We start from the raw sequence: 22,124 nt of genomic DNA on the forward strand, positions 1-22,124 counted from the left end.
TACAGGGAGTTAGCTAATGTTTTTGTGTTACAAAAGTATACAAAATAACCAAAAGATTTCTATTAAGGTAGCATCTCTATTTTTTTCTAAAATAGTTGTTCATTCAAAGGAATATTAAAGATGGTAAGCATAGGTGTCTTGGTTCGTTCAAAGTGCTTTTCCGGTATTGGCAAAGTTGTATTAATAAATGAAGAAACTGGATTTGCAGAAATCTCATTTTTTGAATCTCCTTTATCACCAAATTCTCGGATTCAAACTTGTCTAATTAGTGAACTCAATCTAACGCAATTACATGACGAAGCAGTAATCTATTGTAAAAATAGTCAATCATCTAAATGGCAAAGGGCTCGATATGGTGGTAGTCGGCCAGATGACTTTCACTTGGTTATATATCGTTCAGGAGAGCAAGAAAGTTTAGATATTTCAGAAATATACATTTTAAATATTGCCAATAAAGATAATATTGATGTTAAAGCTTTTTTGGCTTCAAGAACGACAGATTCTCCTCGCTATAGTGAACCGCGTTCACAATTTATGTCTTCTTATATAAAGCAACGAAGCGCTTGCAGATCACTGTCTTCGCTATTAAGTACAAGTGTCGAATTGGAAGCGCATCAATTGGCTATTGTTCGTAGGGTACTTCAAGATGATAATAAAAAATATTTGTTAGCTGATGAAGTTGGTCTGGGGAAAACCATAGAAGCGGGAATGATTATCCGAGAATTAATCATTGATAATCCAGATTCAGTAGTTATTATTTCAGTACCAGACCCCCTCGTCGAACAATGGAAGAATGAACTTGAAGAACGATTTTTTCTTGATGCTCTTTATGATGATACTGTCTTCATATGTTCACATAGTAATATTAGTAAAGTTTTACTAGACAACACTCCTACAGTATTAGTTATAGATGAGGCCCACCTTATATCTCCTTTGGCTTGGTCTGATAAGCTAACAGAAAAATATAAGTATGACCAAATTGCCGACGCCGCAAAGAATAGTGAAACATGCTTATTACTCTCTGGTACCCCTTTAACCGGTAATGAAAATAATTTTTTGTCTATGCTTCATCTTCTTTCTCCTGAATCATACGAATTAACCGACAGTGGATTACAATCTTTTAAAACTAAAATAGAAGAGAGAGAACGTTTAGGTGGAATATATCAGTCGTTAAATGATTCAAATGATAATTTCACATTAACAGATAATCTGAATTTAATTGCCGAAATGTTTCCCTTTGATGAAAAATTAAATCAACTACTTGATGAAACTCGACCACTTGTTGATTGGTCAAGCAATAGTTCTAGTGAAACCAGAACAACAGCTATCAAGGTTTTACGACAATATTTAGGGGAAAACTATCGATTGCATCAAAGATTATTGAGAAACCGCCGAGAAGACCCAAGTGTAGCTTTTCTTTTTCCTGGACTCGATGGTGTGACTAGAGAAGTATGGTCTATAGATAAACAATCTATATCAATAGAACAATATTTAGATGGCTATAGAAATGAGTACTTAGAGTCAGGTCAACCTACACAAGCTATTACCCAAGATAACTATTACAGTTGGTTAGAAGATGCTTTAACAAGTCCAATGCTAATAGGTAATAGGGCGAAGATATTATTAGAGCAAGGCGAAATGATGCCTTTTGAAGTTGATGTGTTGGAATCGTTAATTGAATTTTCAACTCAAGAGCAGCAACAAAAAGACTCTAAATTGATTGAGGTAATAAAGTCATGCATTAATGAAAATGATAATAACCAACTTATCGTTTTTTGTGGCGAAAATAAAGTTTCCATGCATGTATATCAAACTTTAAAAAATGAGTTTGGTAATCAAGTTGAGTTACATCAGGTAGACAGTAAGCCAAAATTTTGTTCGTCTCCAAATATAAAAGTATTAGTTTGTGATAAGCAAGGGGAAGATGGGCTTAATCTGCATGGTGGTCGTAAATCAGTTTTACACTACAGTTTACCTTTATCGTTTTCTCGTATTGAGCAGAGACTTGGTAGGGTTAATCGTTATAGTGCGGATATTAAAGCGTATCCGGTTAAGAGTATCGTGCTACTTCCTAATTGTGAATCATTTAGCAAAGCTTGGTTTGATTTACTAAATAGAGATGTTGGTATTTTTAATAATTCAGTTGCGAGTTTACAATATGTATTAGAAGAGTTTATAAATGAGGCTATGTCTAATTTGATTGTACAAGGAGTTAATGTTTTATCTAACTTATCTGAACTATTAGGTGGAGTAAACGGCCAAGTTTACCAAGAAAGGCAAAAAGTAATAATACAAGAGCAGTTAAATAGTATGGAGGCAGATATTGAGGCAGTATCAATATTTACCGATTCATTAATTACATCCGATGATGAGGCTGAGAGTGACGCTTTACTTATGAGTATTTGGATTAAAGATTGTTTGCACTTTAAAAAATTACCTGGTGAGATTTTAGGAACGTTCAAGTATATATATACGAAGAATACATTGATGGATATTAATACTTTTATTTCTGATTGTATTTTTGGTTTGGATTTTGAGAATAGTACATACAAGAGTCCAATGACTGAATTAATGAGTTTTGATAGAACAATTTGTTCTCAAGGACAGAAGATATACCCATTTAGGTATGGTCAGCCTTTCATAGAAGCCATTTATAAAACGTTATTAAATGACCGCCGTGGAATTTGTAGTGCTCGTATCCGAATACTCCAAAATACTAAACTGCCGCAACCGGTCGCAGGGTTCAAGCTAGAATGGTTAGTTACCCACCAAGAATCAAAAACCACAAGTACAAATCAGAAAAAATTTGATGAAGTTTTTCCTCCTAAAATAGATACACAGTGGTACTTCTCATCAGGTACTGAAATTGACAATCCTAATATTATTAACTTACTTGAAAAACCATATGAATCGCATGGTGAAACCAAGTCTGCAATGTATAAGGATGTAAATTTGAGATCTGAACGATGGTCATTTATTGAAGAACACTTCCCTGAAGAAAGTTGGGCAGATACTGTTAATAAAGTATATGAAAATAGCGCAACAAATTTAAAAAGTAATTATCTAGAAAATGACTCGTTAAGTTTTGAATGTTTGTCCATGAGTGTCGTGATTTTATATGGAAAATAACAATGAATGACATAACCGAATGGCATTATTTACATGCCACTCTTTTTGAATCAAATTCAAATTTAGATTCAAATTTAGATTCAAATTTAGATTTAACTAATCTTTATTATAAGCGATTGATAGTAGTACTTTTGTCCGAAAATGCTACTAAGATAGACAAGTTGTTAGCTTACAAAGATGCATTATGTGCTTGCCCTATTCTAGAAGTTAGCTTACCTATTTGTTTGGAAGTAACTGACGTTGAAATAGACTCATTGGGACTTAGTCTTGATGCTTTCAGGGAAAATATATCTTTAACAGATAATATAACTTCTTTATTTAACCTAGATGAAGTAAAACCATTATATAAAATGCAAAAAAGAAGAAATGTTCAGGGTTATCCTATGGATCCTTCTTTAATTGCCAAATTAAATAACCTTGATTTCACACACTACAAAGGCGAAGCTCAAAAAATGTCAGTGCGAACTGCATTGTTGACTGAACGAAATAATACTTTAATTATTAATTTACCTACCGGAGTAGGGAAAACCTTAATTGCACATTCATTGGCGGCGTATTCAGAAGATAATGAATTAACACTGATTATTGTTCCTACAACTGGTCTAGCTATTGAACAAGGTAAACGAGTTAGAGAGTTGTTTAAAACAATGAATGTTGATCATGGAGGTAGTTATTTTTGGCATGGACAACAGACTGGTCAACAGCATGAGGATATAAAAAATAAAATAAGAAATGGTGAGCAAAAAGTACTTGTTACTTCACCTGAATCCGCATGCCGTTCTTTACTACCTACATTATTCTACGCAGCTAATAATAATCTTTTGGCTAATATAGTGATCGATGAAGCACATATAGTTGAGCAATGGGGCGTATCCTTCAGGCCAGACTTTCAAATATTTTCTGCGCTTGTGCATGCTTTAAGAGATAAGTCGAAATCAGGCATAAAATGTACTTTAATGTCAGCAACTTTTACTCAAAATTCGATTGAAGTATTAACTGAATTATTTGCTGTACCAGGTAAAGATATAATTGAAATACATGGCAGCTTCTTAAGACCTGAAATTCAATATAAGGTACATAAAGTAAATTCATTTGAAGAGCATCAAAATTCAATTTGGCAGGCTATATCTGAATTACCCAAACCAATGGTTGTATATTCCGTAACACGTCAAGATGCCCAGTCCGTTTATGATTTTATACTGAGTAAAGGTTTGGGGCGAGTTGAATTATTTACCGGTGCAACAGATAACCAAGAACGCGAAAAAATTCTAGAGCGTTGGAAGAATAATGAATCAGATATCGTTGTTGCTACTTCGGCATTTGGTGTCGGCATGGATAAAGATGATGTACGAAGTATTGTACATGTAGCATTACCTGAAAATATAGACCGATTTTATCAAGAGGTCGGGCGTTCTGGGCGCGATGGTAATGCAAGTCAGTCACTTTTGATCTATCAAGAGAAGGATTTCGATACTGCCAAAAGACTCAATAATATTAAATTAATAACTGTAGGTTTGGGCTTAGAAAAATGGATTGATCTTTGGGAGCATGGAAAGGAGACACTTAACGGTAAAAGAATTGTTGATCTTACCACTATTCATAAAGGACTAAATTATCAGAGTATTAGTAATCAAGAATGGAATTGGCGTACTTTATTACTAATGCAAAGGTCTGGCTTAATCAATATTGAGTTTATCGAACCAACCCCACCTCAATGGGAGCCTAACTTAAATGAAAAAGAGCATCAAGTAAATACTTCTGCTTATTACTCAACATATTATAATGAAGTAACAATTGTCCCTTTAGATGATAACCATCTCGATAGAAGTACTTGGGATGAGAAAGTCGGTCCACAGAGAATAAAAGAAAAACAACACCAAAGTAAAAATTTTTCTGTTTTAAAGCAATGGATAAAAAATAGTGATTTAGAGTGCTTCTCTTCAGTCTTGAGTGCTTTTTATACCATACATCAAATATTACCAGAGCCAATCTGTGGTGGTTGTCCAAGTTGTGCCAAACGAGAAAATGTGACTATATTTTTTCCTGTACTTGGGCGGCTTGCACAAATTTATGGTCTTAAGAAACTTGTTGAATGGCGTCCTGGATTAAACTTGAATACATCGCTTCAAGGGGTTTATTATCCCGTTACAGAAAATAATGGTCGAAGAGATCCTGTAAAATCGCTGATTCGAGCTTCTATATCATGGGTATCGTCTTTATTGGAAAACAAGCAAATAAATATAATCCGTACTGATTTTAACCATGTTGAGGCTATTCAATCCTATCTACCAAGAGGTTTTAGTCAGTTCTGGGCATTTGAACCACTATATGAAAACCCTAACCTTTATGGTGTAAATAGACACGATTACTGGCCTGAACTAGTAATTGTACCTAATGATTTCTCCCAATTCCCTGATTTTTCTGTTGAGCATGATCAAGCACTTAAGTTAATTTTGGCAAAACAAGAATTAACAACGCCAATTAATCCTAATAGGGAATGGTGGTTATCTGACCCTCACGCAATCAGTTTAAATAATTTTTTATCGAGTATTAGCTAATGGCACTTATTAATAACGCGAGTCCTGAAAGTCAGATAAATTTACTATGTTTAATTTATCGAGTTCTGTATCGTAATCCAAATAAATTTAACCAAGACGAATTATATGAAGTATGTCGTCCTGAAAGTATTTTTCGTGCACATGATCAAATAAAACGGTTTAAAGGAAACTTAAATTTTTGGAATAATGACACTAGACAGTTGTGGGATGTAGATAATGATGGGAAATACTATCTGTTAGAAAAATATGAAACTGAACCTGATATCTCAACTATTGCAAATGATGTATATAGAAAGCTTTTTAGAGTTACAGATTCTGAGTGCATATACGACACAGATTTTTTAAATAATAAGAATAATAAAATAGCTCCCATTTATAGAACGTTAGCATTTGTTTTATCAACTCCAATATTTGCGCCACCTCTTTGGAGTAAAGGTTCTGAAATTATTTCTAGTGATTCCTTAGATAACTATTTAGGAAGTTATTTTCAGGAATATAGATTAAATGACTCCGAAAAGTCTTACTTTTTAGAATTTGCTCATTTTTTGGGCTTTGTAGAGGTTCAAGATAAAACAAGTCAATATATAGCTGATCCCACTAGGGCTATATTACCAGTATTACCGTTAATATTTGCTAATACTAGGACTTTACCTATTAAGGACTTTATTATTAAATTAGCGTCTTTGATACCTGTTTTAGATGAAGGTTATTATAGAATAGAAGTCGAAAAAATAATGTCGAAAGGTCCAAGTATGAAAATTGAAAGTTCTAAATTTTCTCGTTCATTAAGTCATGCTTTATGTAGATTGCAGGCATTGAAGATTATTAACTTTCCTCCTTCAAAATCAGATGATAAAAACATAATGAGTTTCTCTTCACTTCACAATAAACCATCGGTTAGTGAAATTAGATATATGCCAGGAGCAGTATAATGTTACATGAGTATTGGCCGAGTCTGAGTGAAATTGAAAATTGCATTAATATTGAAGCTGAAAAACTACCTGATCATATAATTATGGCTGTTCACGAACCTATGTCACTCGTGACGCAGCAATATAAGACTGAAAATATAGAGAAATATGAAGTTAACGCAGAAAATGAACTTCTTAAACATATTAAATCTATAGATTATACAGTTCCTATTATTGGAGAGGCTGGTTCTGGTAAATCTCATTTAATCAGGTTGATGGATATACGTTTAAGAAACGATCCTGATACTAGGGATTGGATTGTAAGACGTATTCCAAAGGGAGCGAGCTTAAGAGACGTCTTAACTATTTTACTTGACGGCTTAGATGGTGATGTTTTTGACACAGCAAGAAGAAAAATTAAAGAGGTAGGTCAACAATTAAGTACAAAAGATGTTGCTGATCATTTAAATGTTTTTTTGAGACAACGTTTAGAAGAATTACAAGAAAAGCCTTTTGCTCCTGCTGGCAAAACACCTACACCAGAAGAAGTTAATCGCTATAAAATAATTCAACAACATGCAAATAAAAATGCTTTACCTGCACTGTTGGCAGACCAGAATTTTCACGGTCCTCTACTAGAAAAAACAGGCTTTATTTATCAATTAGCACAAAGACTTACCTCGGGAGCTAATGATGAAGAAAGGACTAATAATGATTATGAACTAAAAGTTTCAGATTTAGACTTTAGCACTGAGTTAGGTGATTTAGGAGCTAAAGCCAAGAATTATATTATTAATCAGAAGTTTAATACCGACATTAACTCCAGACAATCTGCCGTAGATGTTTTCAATACAGTTATAAGCGATGCTTGTAATCAAGTTTTTCAACACTTTTTTAATTTACATGGCGGAAATTTTTCTGAGTTATTCCGAGAAATAAGAAAGCATCTAAACGGAAAAACACTAGTTGTTTTAGTGGAGGACTTTTCATTAATATCCGCTATAGAAGAAGAAATGGTGGAGGTTTTATCTGAAGGCCCCTTAGAAGGTTGTTGTTCTTTACATTCAGCCATAGCTGTGACTTCAAATTATGCTAGTTATTTAGGGCATCGAAATTCTTTATGGCATAGAGCCGAGTTTGAATGGGAAATAGTAAACACGATAAATAATGAAAATATTTTATATGAAAGAATTGAAAATTTCTGTGGTAAATATTTAAACGCAGCTAGGTTAGGTTCTAGCAAACTGAAAGAGATGATGGAAGCCGGTCTGTTATATAAAACCAATGTACCAATATTTCAAAGTGAAGATATTGAAGCTGTCGAGCGAGTATCTGCTTTTGGTAAATCAACAAATGGCTACCCGTTATTTCCCTATAATAAGTATGCAATTAAAGCATTGGTAAATAAGCATTGTAAGAATAGAAAAACCAAAGAATTTTTTTATAATCCTAGATCAATTATTCAAAGCGTTCTCAAACCTATTTTAAAACAATTTCGTTTTAAATATGAAAATGAAATATTTCCACCTGAAGGGTTAGATGAATTTAAACTTAATACTACAATTGCTTCTTATCTTAATTTAGATAGAAGCATTCTACAGCGTGCATATACTCTCGCTGCTATATGGGGATACGGTGCTCAAAAAATATCAGAGTTAGCAGGGATTCTTTCTTCTGATATAGCAAGAGAGTTTTCGCTAGATGAGTTTGCTGATTTATTGGAGTCAACTGAACGAACTTACGAAAATGGAACAGAATCTAGAACAGAATCTAGAACAGAATCTGGAGCAGAATCTGGAGCAGAATCTGGAACAGAATCTGGAACAGAATCTGGAACAGAATCTGGAACAGAATCTGGAACAGAATCTGGAACAGAACCTGAAAATATAGTAGCCGAAATAGTAAACAAAGTTGATACTTGGTTTGAGAGTGGAGATATTCCTCAAGATGCAGCGAACATTCTAAGAAAAACATTACTTAATTTAATAATTGCAAATAAAACAAACTTTTTAAAATGGCAAAATTTAAAATCATCTTCTTTTCCAAGTTTAAAAGCAGGTTCTCGTGTATTAATTAAAATTCCATATAACAAAAATGACCCAATAGGCACAGTTTTATCATTTGGTAGTGAAGAAGAGTTTAAAAATGACTCCTTGAAATATCGGGCTTTTTTGATTGCTGTGATGTGTTTTAATCATAATAATAGACAAAGTTGGGACTATGAAGGCGGTTATGAACATTATTGTATCTATCAAAACTTTGCTAGTGAATGGGTTCCTAACGCAATATCTCAAATTACAAATAAACTACGTGAAACATTAAAAGTAAACTTAACCAAGCATTACGCATTGGTAATGGGGTTAAATCCGAGTTCAAAGGATTTTAACACTCTAAAAAAACTCGCCTATTTCTGTCAATCTAAAGAAAGTTTGAAATCTTCTTTTGTAGATACTGGCATAGATTTGTGGGATGAAACTCGCAGACGTGTCTTATACGATTGGGATGAAACCCAAAAAGACTGGCTCGATTTAGTTTCAATTAACCATCACGCGCTTGAAGGCGATTTAGTTCTTAAATCATTAAAAGGCTTGAAGGTTGATACTAACCCTTATGCCAGAGATATAAATAAAGTTCAGAAAAGTTTATCCTCAGATTATTCATCATTTAAAATATTAGATGATACCGATACCAAAGAGTTGTTTGAAGATGCATTAAAGCAGTTAATAGACACAATACAAAAAATGTCTGCGAACGGACAATATCGAGGCTTGGAAGAAAACTTGACTGCTAGACAAATGGTTAACCTTATAAATAAAGTATTAGAAGGGGAGCACTGGTATTCGGTTAAATCTGCGATGGTGATGTTTTCGCCATTTGAAGTAAATAATGTGATTAATGCTTTAAATAAATTTGTTAGAAATGATGCTGAAGATGTAAAAGAGATTCTCGTTTCTTGGAATACTGTGAACACTACAAATTTACAAAGGTTAAAAAATATTAATATTCAAAGTGGTGGTTCTGCAAGAGAAGAGGCAAAACAAAAATTAAATGGCCTTTTCATTGATATTCATGAAAAGGTTCAAAAAATGTCAGGAAAGGAGAGTTCTGATGCCTAAGTTTTTAGATCAAATAACTGCTTTAGACACTGAATTGCAGCAGACCATTGATGGGAGCGAACATCAAATTGCTTTAAGTGAATATGATGTTATTTCAAATAAATTATTATCTGTACAAGGTAAGTTGTGCAAAGTAAATTTACATAATGATGTGCTTTTTTCTAATTCTGAAGAATTTGATATATTAAATTTCACGGAGGAGGAAGAGGTAGAATTAAACAATATCAATCTTAGTTTTCAAAACTTAATATCAACTTGGAATGAACTAGATTATAAATTGAGACAAGATACAAATAATACCCTAACAACAACTTTAGCTTTATTAGATTCAGTAATTAACTCAATATCTAACAAACATAAACTTCTTTGGACATCTTGGGTTTCAGAACTTAAAAATTCATTTGAGGTATCTGATGTCATGCTAGATACACAAAAAAATATCCCACATTTATCTGCTATTTATAGTGACTTTGTTAAAGATCGAAATCAGTTTAATATTCTTTCCGATGCATTACCTGAAAGTAAAGTTACAATTAAAGAGGTCAAGGCTTTAGCTACAAATTTAAATTCATTATATAACAATATGGAGTTCGACTTACCTGAAGGTGTTCAAAAGCTATTTAATGAACTGAGTCGAGGATTCAATAATGCTGTTGCCCCCCTTCGTTATCTAACTCCAGAGGTTATCTCTTGGTTAGAAGAAAACAATGAAATAGATAATTTTGTAGTAAAACGCAAGTAAGGGATAAATTAATGGAATTAGCGCAACTACAAAAAGCATTAGATGCTATTGAAGAACAAGAATTTAAGCTACTGAGTTGGGGAGATACCGATGGTTATTTTACTGAAGATGAAATATTCAATATTATTGAAACATCTATTCCTGACGAATATCCTGAAGACGTTCTAGATGAACTCATTAGAAAAGCATTTATAGTATCAGTTAAATCGAATATGGTTACGGAGACTGTATATCGGAGTAGAATGGCTCATGGCGTATATTTATTCCGCAATTTAAGGCAGTGGATGCATGGACAGAAGTTAGAAGCATCTAAATCATTGATTTCTGATTTTCGCTTTTTGAGGCGCCAAAGGTATTACCCATTAAGGAACATATCATCTGACTCATTAATTAGTCAGTGCAATAAAGAAGGGCTTTCTGATAGCTTGGTTCATCAAGCTTTGAGGAATCAAATAGGAAAATTCCAGTTGTCAGGATTTCAAGTAAGGTCTACCTTAAGAACTTTGAAAGCTTGGAATAAACACAAAATAAGAACGCGATTCCCTTCTGCAACGATTACTTGTGCTGGCACTGGTGGTGGTAAAACTATGGCTTTTTATCTACCAGCATTATCAGCCTTGACTAAAGATATCATAGAAGATAATTCGCAACGGGTCCGTGTACTTGCTTTATATCCAAGGCAAGAACTCCTTAAAGATCAGTTCAATGAAACCTGGAGTGCTTGTCGTAAGTTAGACGAAATAACCCTAAATAAATGTGGACGTAAAATCCGTATTGGAGCCTTATTTGGTAATACACCCCATGAAGCTAGGTATGCGCTAAAAAATAATAAAGATTATTTTCATTCTGGCCTAGTACAATGTGGAACCAAAGGTTGTGATGGTGAAATGCGCTGGAACAAGTCTGATATTGAAAAAAACAATGAGAGATTGGTTTGTCATTTATGTAGCAGTGAAATAAATAGTGAAGAAGTGGCCCTGACTCGTAAATCAATAGAAAATAATCCCCCTGATATATTATTTACTACTACCGAAATGTTAAATTTTAATTTGGGTAACCCTAAACGTCAGCATCTTTTTGGTATAAAAACTCAAAAGCCAATCCCTTTAGTTCTCCTTGATGAAGTTCATACTTATAGTGGAAATCAAGGTGCACAAACCGCTTATTTACTTCGTCGCTGGATGAAGGTCTCTAATAGTTCACCACACTTTGTAGGTTTATCTGCAACACTGTCAGATGCAGAAAATTTCTTTGCTAATTTAACTGGTACCAATATTTCACGAGTTAAATCTGTTGAACCTTTAACCAAAGAGATGGAGTCTGAAGGTGCTGAATACTTACTTGCCTTAAGAGGTGACCCTGTTTCTCAAACGGCGTTATTGTCTACAACGATACAGTCTGCAATGTTAACTCGTAGGATTTTAGACCATCATAAAGAAAAACCATCTGAGAGTACTTGGGGTACCAAAACCTTCATTTTTACCGATGATCTAGATGCTAACAACCGTCTGTTTTCTCAACTTGCCGATGCTGAAGGTTGGTGGCAAAGAGGTAATCGTTTAGTTCATAATTCAAGTGGACCGTTAGCAAAACTAAGAAATCCCAACGATAGTGAATATTCTCAAGAAACTCTATTAGCTTACGGACAAGATTGGTCTGCTTTAAAATATCATGGATTTTCATTGAATGATTCAGACCGAGCAAATGTATCAAGAACTTCGAGTCAAGATGTTGGTGTAGATAAAAAATCTGATGTTGTTGTTGCAACCGCTACTTTAGAAGTTGGTTTTAACGATTCTGAGGTAGGGGCTGTTATTCAACATAAGGCACCAAGGAACGTAGCTTCATACCTACAACGCAAAGGGCGAGCAGGTCGTTCTCGAGAAACAAGACCTTGGACCGTAATTGTATTATCAGAATTCGGTCAAGATAGAGAAACTTTTCAACATTACGAACGCCTATTAGATCCTGAAATTAAAATGCTAGGCTTGCCAATTGATAATATCCATATTCATAAGATGCAGTCTGCCATGGCAACACTAGATTGGTTAAGTGTTAAAATGAATAAAAACTATTGGCTTTTATTAAATCAACCTAAAGATAATAAAACGGGTGACATTAAAAGTGCACTTACAGAATTATTAACTATCGTGGATGAAACTATTTTATCAGGAAGTCGATTACAAAGTGAGTTGTCTGATTATTTGAAAAATGCACTTCAGCTAACAGAGCCTCAAGTGAACTCAGTCTTGTGGCAATCCCCTAGACCTATCTTGCTTGAGTTTTTACCTACTTTAAGAAAAAATATCACAACTCACTGGGGAGTATGGGATGTTAATCATAACAAATGTGTACCTTGGAAAGACCACAACGAACGATGGGGATCTCCTGTTCCTGACTTTATTCCAGATCAGTTATTTTCAGATTTAAATTTACCAGCGGTAGATATAGGCTTAGTCAGACAAAACAATGAAGTTTATTGGGAAAATATGCGATTTTTTCAAGCTATGAAAGAGTTTGCTCCAGGTCGAATTTCTAAAAGATTCTCCACCTATAGCGGTCAGTCATCAGATTGGTTAGTCCCTGAAAATTTTGAACCTTCAATCGCTTTACATAACACATCTCAACCTTTTGACATAGAAAGTGCTTTTGGTCCAAGTTTAAATGAAATTGGTGAATTTAAAGTAAAAGGTGAATCTGAAAGCATTAAAGTATATAAACCTTACCAGATTTACCCTAAGTCTATGTTTAATCAAAAAGTACTTTCAGAAACCAGTAATGCTTTTTTGCAGTGGCAATCTGAATTTATTCCAGGGGCTAATTCTGAATATTTATCGCCCCCTTCAAGTAACATATGGAGTCGTCATCTTGAACAAATAAATTTTTATACTCACAGAACCATGACTCCTATTGATATTATTCGTTTTAATCTTGGTTCAGAAAGTGAATTGAAATTTAAGCGCACAAATGAAAAAGCTAAAATCAACTTTAATTGGAGGAAAGAAAATAAACAAGTAGGAATTGGCACACGATTAACAGTCGACGCTATGCGTTTCACTTTTAAAATTGGTTCGGATAATTTTGATTCTTGGTTAAATGATAAAGAATTAGTTTCGGTGTTAAGAACAAGTTACTTACAAGACAAAATAAGAAAAAGTAATATTTGTGAGCAAAATATCTTCATGTCAGATTGGTTGTTTGAATGCTTTTTAGCGATCGTTTCTTTAGAAAGTATTAAGCATGACGGTAATGTAAAAAAGGCTATTGAGTTAGTATTAACTGACAAATCTAGTTATTCGTTAAATGAGATACCATCATTACTTTTTCAACAGGATATGACATTAACTTCTCATGAAGGCGAGGATTCAGTTGAACTGAGAGATCAAAAGTTGCAACAAGCGTTAATAGAAAAATTAGCGAGTCCAATCTTTATTAAACAAATCTCAGAGTTGGCTAATATTTTATACTGTGAGCTAGTTGAGCATCATGATTTTAAAAATTGGGCAAAAAAGATATTGGGTAATACATTATCTGCTGGTATTCAGCAGATGGTTTGCACTGCTATGCCTCAAATTGATGAAAAAACATTGATAGTCGATCCTGTTTTTGATGATGATCTTAATACATTAACTATTTGGCTATCTGAACAAGATAGTGGCGGTTCTGGTGTTATAACTCAGTTACAAGATCTGTATGCGGATGATCCTCATCGCATATTAGGTATATTAACTCGTAGCTTTGAGCCTGGAGACTATGAAAGACTTGATAGTGATTTAAATGCGTTACTCCGCTTGAGTCAAGAAAATACCAATATAACGGATGCACTTTACAATTTACGTGATTCAAAATCACATCACCAAAGAATAGATGCAAATAAAGCTCTTAAATTATCTTTAATAAAAGAGGGGTTCCAATTTTCTCATAGTTTTAGTGCCGTTCTCCATAGTCGAATAGTAAAATCTGGAAGTAGCAGTGAATCTGACAAAAATTTGTTCAACTACATGAGCAAGTGGAAAGAAATTGAACATCTTTTAGGTTTTGAGCTACCAATGAATATAATTGGATTTTTACTTGCTACTCAAAATTCATCCATTGAATCTACGCAAATTTTTGATTCTGCATGTAAAATTCAATCAGTGCTCTGGCCAAGAGGAAGTGCTGTTCGACAGTCAGTATTATCATTTTATAATCAGTTTAAGACTGATGGATACAGAACAGAGAGGCTTTTGGCTGCTCAATTATGTCGAGATGATATTTCTGAGGTATCTTTACATGAAACGGATTGGCTATCTCAGTTGCATGAACTTATTAGAGAGCATGGAGTTGCAAAACTGGTGATCCCTCAAAAATTAAAAACGAATATATGTAAAGCAATATCTGAATTGCATGTGACACCTGTAGATACGAACGGCTTGTTCTTTTACCCTCGAGTAAAATCTGTGCAATATAAAAAAGAGTCAGCTATTTTAACTATCGAATTAGCGGAGGCTGTTGTCTAATGTCAATGAGATCTTCTAGAACTATTTTTATTAATAATAAATTTGGTATACGACAATTAAAAGAAACCTTAAGTAATTTGCTTGTTGGTTCATGCCTATCACCAGATAACTTATGGCTTGTTTCTCCATGGTTGACCGACTTTGATTTACTAGACAATCGAACAGGAGATTGGGATGCATTAAATCCGGTTTGGGGAACTCGCATCGTGAAATTCAGTGAGCTTCTTATATATGCTATTGAGTCCGGTTGTAAATTAAATCTAGTGACTAATAATGATGCTATTAATGATGCGTTCGAACAGCGATTATTACAGAAAATTGATGACCCCGGTGCGCTTAAGGTAATGAAATCCGAAAAGTTGCATACTAAAGGATTATTAACACCTTCATATTTTTTAGCTGGTAGTATGAACTTTACATATAGCGGCACTCACAAAAATGAAGAGCAATTAGTACTAAATTTAGATGCTGATGCTATTTTAGAAGCGAAGTTAGAATTCGAAAATTTATATGGTGGCATCGACTATGAAAAATAACATTCTTCGTTTTTTTGATGATGGCAATAATTGGGATCTCAATAAAATAAGAAGTGGTAGTTATCCTGAACCATTACAATCACATTTGTTTAAAATGTTATCTAACGCAGAATCCGAAAAACTACCTTTTATTGTACCCAGGTTAGATGAAAACAAACAATTATGGTTTTATGTTGTAAGTGATAATCTACTCCAGTTGAATGAAATAATAAGCATGGTTAAAGCCTATTTAGGCAATTCTTATATATATTTAGATCCTGTTGAATATAAATCTAGTAGTGATGCCATCGAGAAGGTATTACTAGAAAAATTAGAACATGGTTTTTGTCGACTGGCTATACCTATTGCTATTAACGTGGATAAAAGTAGTGTTTATTGGGTTTTTGATTCATTAAATAAACTAATTCAACAATATCATGAGCGTCCCAACTTACTTCGTACAATAAAGCGACCTGTTGGCACCATACTTAGAAGTTTTTTTACCGCATGCAAACATAGAAGAGGGGAAAGCGCCTACGATTGTTATTTGGAGTTAAAAGTACAACAATCACTAAGTAATAGAAATATTTTATCAATTGAATTTCAAGCACTTTATGCTGCTTCAAAATGGAATGATATATTATTTCATCCTAAAGTATCTGATCTACTTTCTGGGAGGGTACCAAGAAAATTACAAGCGATATTTCTAAGGACCATAAAAGAAAAAATATTTAACACATTCAATATTGAAAACTCAGATTTAGACTTAGTTAAACAAAGTTTATTGCCATATCAGACATTATTTTTCTCACCACCTGATATTCCTAAGTCAGAAGAGTATATTCATGAATGGCAGAGTTGGGTGATAGGTGCTTGTGCTTATAGTAATGCAAAAGTTAACCAATTTGCCCCTGATATCATAGATACCAATTGGGTTAAAAGTGTAGCTGTTTGGGCTGGTTTAACTCAACCTCATATTCAAATACAGTCTGAAATATCAAAGGTTAGTCATTTGGATACATTATTGTGTGAAGAACCATGCACTCAAGCTGCACAAAGTTTGTTGCAAGAATCTTTATTTGCTGATTATGCTATAGCGAAACGAATTTACTTAAGGCTAAGTAACTATCCAAGTTCAATAATAAGCGGACTCCTTGAAAAAGTAGCAATTAATAATATTTGGCAAAATTTAGACAAAGAATATGGTGAACAAACTGAGATCATTGGATGGAATAGCGTATTCAATTATTTATCTCAGGATAATCCAGCAAATGAAATAAAAAACATTATACAAGTTGTTGCACAGCAATTTGAATACTGGAAAAAGTCAGATGTTGATATCGATGAGCTTAACGTCGGCATTCAAAGTTTATCAAACTCAGCAGCATCTTTAATCTTAAGGGATCTTTTACCATTATTTATAGAATGGGTCGAAAAAACGGAAACTAAATTATCACCTGACTCAATAGAGCATTTAATGCTTACTTTGGTAATAGATGAAAATAACTCAATAGAAGACTTATTGTTATGTAATGATTTAATTGATCAATTACTGTTACAGCCTCACTCTAAAACTCAATATGTTGCGATGGTGGATGCCATTGCTGAGTGCTGGTCAAATGTAGAAAGCATAAATGCATTAGAGCATTGCCTTGAGGTTTTTGAAAATTTATATGATAGTCCTTGTGCCTGTAAAAATACCAGGCTTACTTTATGGAACAGCATACAAAGTTTTGTAATTCAAAATTGGGTCAGACTTACCCCTATTCAAAAATTCGTAATACGAGATACATGTAAAGCATTAATTGGAACTGTTGATCATTTACCATCAGAACTAGAAGAAAAAGTAGAGCAAAAAATTAAGATTGACTTATCAGGAAAAAAATTAGCAATCTATTCATTAACCGAAACGGCTTTAAAACGCTCATCTACGGCTTTGAAGCTAATGTATCCTGAACTTGATATCGCTACTAATCATGATAAGTCTGCCACGGAAGCGTTAAAGCATTTAGTTAATTCCGCTGATTACTTTGTCTTCGCGGCAAAAAGTGCAGCACATCAAGCATTTTATGCGATAACGGATAAAAGAAAAGATCTAATTTATCCACTAGGTAAAGGCTCTAGTAGTATCATTAGATGTTTTAATCAGTTCTTAGAAATACAACATAAATAAATTTGTATTTTTCAATTTACTTAATAAATTGATTATTTGTACAGAGCTAAATTATTACTAAAGGCAATAAATTTATCATACGAATAGTTAAAATGCTTCGTGTATTAACGTATTCAAATTGATATGATTTTGTACTATTTATGTACTATTTATGTACTATTTATGTACTTTAAGTTAGAGCTATAACAATTTGAAAGTTACTTATCAGAAAGTGGCTTTGTTAACATGATAGTTAGTTATGACCCTTTTAACACTTCTATTATATTCGGTATGTTATTGGATCTATGCAGTTATTGACCTCAAAAGCCTCTAATCTTTCAACACAAGAACCGCATGTGCCACAGGCTTTTTCTTGGCCTTTATAACAGGTCCAAGTTTTCGAGTAATCGAGTCCCCAAGCTAACCCATCTTTAAGTATGCCAATTTTATCAGTATCCAAATATGGCGCATGTATATAAACGGGTTCAAAATTGGCAACTTTAGAAGCTTGGTCCATTACATTTACGAATTCAGGTCTGCAATCTGGGTATATTGTGTGGTCGCCAGCATGTGCTCCATACCAAACGCCTTCAGCTTCAATATCAACAGCATATCCAATGGCCAGCGAGATTAAAATCATATTGCGGTTTGGTACAACCGTTGACTTCATATTTTCTTCTTCATAATGACCATCTGGTACATCTATATCACTCGAAACTAGTGAAGAACTTGTAAACAAACTCGATATAGATTTTATATCTAATATTTTGTGGGTAATATTTAGGTCTCTGCAAACATTTTTTGCACAGATTAATTCTTTATTATGTTTTTGCCCATAATCAAAAGATAAAGCATATACTTCAAACCCTTCTTTAACCGCTTTATTTAAAACCGTAAAAGAATCCATACCACCAGAATAGACTACAACAAGCTTTTTCATTTACATAATTTCCTTATTATTATTAGCTAAAATAAACATCATGATCAGTTTTAAAACCTTTTTCGACTTCGTAAATTTTTAATAAATTACCGGCAAACAACTGCTTCTCTGAAGTTGTATTTTGAAAGTCATGCCACCTTCTAGAGAACTTAATATCTTCACCTCCTTCTTCGTCGCTTTTAATGAGTCCTAAATTCCATGATGTTTTACTAAAGTGACATTTATGAGCAATCAATTTTAATTCTTGCATAAAAAACTCAATAGACGGAATATGAACTTCGCCTTTTGGTTTATCTTCTAAAAACACTCTTATCATGTGACGGCATAAAAACGAAAAACCAAAGATGCTCGTACCATGAATTATATAGGTATCTTTCATACTCTTAGAGATATTCTCCCATTCATGTTTGAAAACATCAGTAATGGCTATCCAAAAATTGTTAATAATCTGCACAAATAGTTTTTTAGATTCTTTAGTTAATTCTTGATGTACTCTAATGTTGATAGATTTAAGTATCATTCTTTCTACATTTGAAACAAACTCAGTAATAGAAGATTCAGCTATTTTACCTTGTGGGTTTCCATTAGATTTTATTAATCCCTTTAAGGGCGGTCTGCCATTGCTGTTATCGCCAAAACCTAACTCTTCTGATATCGATAAAGGGAAGGCTTTTACAGCTAATGCTGGCGGTTTATATATATTATCATTAAGCGCTAAGGCGTTTAATTGAACGGAAGTTAGTGGCTTACCTAAATTAAGAATTAGAAATTGTTGAATATAATCATTTTCATCTTCAGAAATGAATATAGAAACAGGCAAGGGATAGCTTTCATGAAAACTATTTTTGATCCCACCTGAACGTTGCTGTCCATCAACTATTGCACCAGGCAACTCCATTGAAGGACCTTCAGGATAGTATGGAACCTCTAAATGTCCAAATTCGCTGCCTTCTTCTAGCGGAGTGAAAGTTACTGACTTATTAAAACCGATAACTAAATTAGCTAAAATAGCCGATTTTGGTGATTCGACATAATCTTTTATAGACTCGATATGTTTAGGTAATTCGCTTCGTTGGTAACCATGAATATATTTACCTTCCCTAGTAATATGAACTATTTTAGCAACATCTCTAACTTTTTTTCCTTCAACCCAGCCACTAAAAACCTCAACGCCATTTACAAGTTTTTTGATTACTTGGATTCTCAATATGATCTTTTCCATTAGGCTTCAACCTCAGCATTCTTTAAAACATCAATGACCTTATCTTTATGTTTTGTCACCATTGCCAAGTTATGAATTCCTCTTCGGCGATTTGTTTGGTTAGATCTGAACACTATATTCATTATTCCACTTTCACAAATACCACAAGAACAATTCTTCCAAGGTCTTTCCCTTAAAAAGTTGTGCACTCTATGTTTATCTTTAGCAAGTGTTGCCTTTTTAACAGATGTCATTTCTTTGACTAGATAATCAGGTGTTGTAACTTTTTCATATGCCATTAAAGCTTTGAATGTCGACTCAAAGCCTTCACCGTTGGCATCATATTTTATTAACTTCTTAATACAATCTGACTCAAGCCTTTTTACACATTCATTTGTAGACAATGCTTTGTTAGAGAGGTCGATATCAATTTCATTATTCGCTAGCATTTGCGAAACTAAGTTTCTTATACCATTTCGGTGTTTATCAATTAATTTTTGCACATTTTCATGGTCACATTGACGAATTCGAATTGATAGTGATTGAATTAACTCATGGCTCTCATCGTTAAAGTCAAAATATTTTCCAGCTTTAATGCCTTGCATTAGTGGAGATGTGCTATCTGCGCTAGTTACACCATATTTTGCGTAAGCTGGAATATTTTCAAAACGACATATACCTAGTAAGTGGAATTGTGTTTCTGCGCTTTTAGTGGTGGAAAGAGTTTCCAATAAGTCTAATAAGTCTGGTGTTTTGGACTTGATCATACCGCCAATTGTTATATGTCGATAACCTATTTCCTCGAGTTTCTTAACTGAAGAAATAAATGACTCTTTGTCAAAACCATGCGCAACACCATAAGCTATAAATTTTCGCTTTTTAGGGTCATCTTGATGAGTTTTTATATAAAACTCTTCAGCGTTTTTTAGGGTTATGTTTATTCTTCGTTCTGCTTCTCTAATATCAGCATATGGGATTTTATTTAAAGCTTCATCATCTTTCGCATATTGGAAAACAATGTGATCGAGTGAAATGCCACAATCAAAACCACCACGTTCATAGAATTCAATTAATTCATCTAAAGTGTAAGGTGGTTCAGGCTCATTTACATAGTCAAAAGCTCCACAATCGCCCATTAGCAAAACATTTTTGAATTTATCATTATCAAGTCTTAAAAACTTCTTAGCACCGTAATAATAAAAGTCTTCGGTCAATTCTTGAGTGTAGTATTTACCTTTCTTTTGCATTGTTCCAACACCAGCTAGAGAAACAAGCATTCCGTTATAAGGTAAATCTTTTAATATTTCATGCGGATATGCGTCATCGTCATATTTTCTATGATTCTTAGTTTTTTCATTGGTAATACCATTAAATTTAGGATCAACAAAATCTAAATTGTCTGGAAAATAGTAATTAAAAGTTGTCACATTAAACCTATATATTTGGGGTAATTGTATTCTACTGGATATTTATTAGAGTGATACTAGACCAAACTTTTCTCTCGTATATCTTTCAATAAACGATTAAATCTTTTTTGCTCACAAGCGTGGTTTCTATTTCTCAATTTATTTAACAATAAAGTGGCTGAAATTTTTGTTTGCTGATTGAGATTTATTTCATTCTTAATAAACTCGCCTATTTCTTCATCTGTAAGCTTTTGACGGTTTTTAGCCATTTTTTTTACTGATATTTTCTTTAAGTGATTATATTTTTCAAGTACCTTATTGTAATCAAAACCAATAGATTCAATATGTTCCAATAGATATCGGGCCAATCTTATATTTAATGAAACACGAGCACCTTTTAAAGTGCTACTAAAATCTGCACTTGACTCTAAGAAATATGGAATTAGTTTTTCATTTAAATTTTGCTTACTCGAAACAATAACCAAGTTGCTTTTTGTTAGTTTGTTTTGCGACACGAGATCGCAAAGTTCACTTTCGATTACTTTTAAATAATCTGGTGAAGTCGCTATAAAAAACACATCATTCGGATTATTTGTCACTAATGTTTTTAGTGAACTAGTTTTGAATACATTAGAATCCCTTGATTGGTGTATAGAATTCCACCATTCACTATTGCCTAATCCTGTTCTATCTATGGAATTTTCACTTCCTTTTGAAAATGTTGCATCGTAAGAGCCGATAGGTGATGAATTGTGAATTAATCCATACCCAGCAGAAAGAACCCATAAATCTATACTTTGGGTCATAATGCTTAAAGCCACTTTCCAGTGGTCACCTGAGTACACTTTATTTGCAGGAAGTTTTTGTTCAGCATTGTTTAGTTGCTTGTACCATGAGTCAACAATGGTATCAGTCTCATGCTCGTTAATAAGGTCTTTCAACTGAACTTTACCTA

Annotated in this window: 12 protein-coding genes; 8 read left to right on the top strand and 4 right to left on the bottom strand. The window is 33.5% G+C overall.

Annotated features, from left to right (window positions below):
* The first annotated feature begins 120 nt into the window (after positions 1 to 120).
* The 8 genes from dpdE to dpdD are packed head-to-tail and all read left to right on the top strand — an operon-like array spanning position 121 to position 17,643.
* Entirely contained in the window at positions 121 to 3,129 is a 3,009-nt protein-coding gene (dpdE, locus tag LT090_RS05610) for a protein DpdE (protein WP_068546526.1), read from the top strand.
* Positions 3,130 to 3,131: 2 nt separating this feature from the next.
* Complete coding sequence (dpdF, locus tag LT090_RS05615) at positions 3,132 to 5,687, top strand: protein DpdF (protein WP_068546528.1); 2,556 nt, start codon at positions 3,132 to 3,134, stop codon at positions 5,685 to 5,687.
* Positions 5,687 to 6,619, top strand: a complete 933-nt coding sequence (dpdG, locus tag LT090_RS05620) for a protein DpdG (protein WP_068546530.1) — start codon at positions 5,687 to 5,689, stop codon at positions 6,617 to 6,619. The genes dpdF and dpdG overlap by 1 nt, the downstream gene beginning before the upstream one ends.
* Complete coding sequence (gene dpdH / locus LT090_RS05625) at positions 6,619 to 9,714, top strand: protein DpdH (RefSeq protein ID WP_070795901.1); 3,096 nt, start codon at positions 6,619 to 6,621, stop codon at positions 9,712 to 9,714. The genes dpdG and dpdH overlap by 1 nt, the downstream gene beginning before the upstream one ends.
* Positions 9,707 to 10,456 (top strand): hypothetical protein, encoded by a 750-nt coding sequence (locus tag LT090_RS05630; RefSeq protein ID WP_068546533.1) that lies wholly within the window; start codon positions 9,707 to 9,709, stop codon positions 10,454 to 10,456. The genes dpdH and LT090_RS05630 overlap by 8 nt, the downstream gene beginning before the upstream one ends.
* An 11-nt stretch (positions 10,457 to 10,467) precedes the next feature.
* Complete coding sequence (gene dpdJ, locus LT090_RS05635) at positions 10,468 to 14,955, top strand: protein DpdJ (RefSeq protein ID WP_068546534.1); 4,488 nt, start codon at positions 10,468 to 10,470, stop codon at positions 14,953 to 14,955.
* Positions 14,955 to 15,491 (top strand): phospholipase D-like domain-containing protein DpdK, encoded by a 537-nt coding sequence (dpdK, locus tag LT090_RS05640; protein ID WP_082897170.1) that lies wholly within the window; start codon positions 14,955 to 14,957, stop codon positions 15,489 to 15,491. The genes dpdJ and dpdK overlap by 1 nt, the downstream gene beginning before the upstream one ends.
* The gene (dpdD, locus tag LT090_RS05645; RefSeq protein WP_068546535.1) at positions 15,481 to 17,643 is read left to right on the top strand and encodes a protein DpdD; all 2,163 of its coding nucleotides are present in this window, start codon (positions 15,481 to 15,483) and stop codon (positions 17,641 to 17,643) included. The genes dpdK and dpdD overlap by 11 nt, the downstream gene beginning before the upstream one ends.
* 259 nt (positions 17,644 to 17,902) lie before the next feature.
* Here the strand turns inward: dpdD and queC are convergent, their stop codons facing one another.
* From queC to LT090_RS05665, 4 genes are read right to left on the bottom strand one after another with little or no spacing between them, the layout of a single operon-like run.
* Complete coding sequence (queC, locus tag LT090_RS05650) at positions 17,903 to 18,562, bottom strand: 7-cyano-7-deazaguanine synthase QueC (RefSeq protein WP_068546536.1); 660 nt, start codon at positions 18,560 to 18,562, stop codon at positions 17,903 to 17,905.
* A 22-nt stretch (positions 18,563 to 18,584) separates the two neighbouring features.
* Positions 18,585 to 19,784: a DGQHR domain-containing protein gene (locus LT090_RS05655; RefSeq protein WP_068546537.1), complete on the bottom strand. Its 1,200-nt coding sequence runs from the start codon at positions 19,782 to 19,784 to the stop codon at positions 18,585 to 18,587.
* Positions 19,784 to 21,190, bottom strand: a complete 1,407-nt coding sequence (gene dpdA / locus LT090_RS05660) for a tRNA-guanine transglycosylase DpdA (protein WP_068546538.1) — start codon at positions 21,188 to 21,190, stop codon at positions 19,784 to 19,786. The genes LT090_RS05655 and dpdA overlap by 1 nt, the downstream gene beginning before the upstream one ends.
* A 56-nt stretch (positions 21,191 to 21,246) precedes the next feature.
* The gene (locus LT090_RS05665; protein ID WP_157726628.1) at positions 21,247 to 22,110 is read right to left on the bottom strand and encodes a hypothetical protein; all 864 of its coding nucleotides are present in this window, start codon (positions 22,108 to 22,110) and stop codon (positions 21,247 to 21,249) included.
* Positions 22,111 to 22,124: the final 14 nt, after the last annotated feature.

Source organism: Thalassotalea crassostreae (assembly GCF_001831495.1).
In the GTDB taxonomy this organism is placed as follows: Bacteria; Pseudomonadota; Gammaproteobacteria; order Enterobacterales; family Alteromonadaceae; genus Thalassotalea_A; species Thalassotalea_A crassostreae.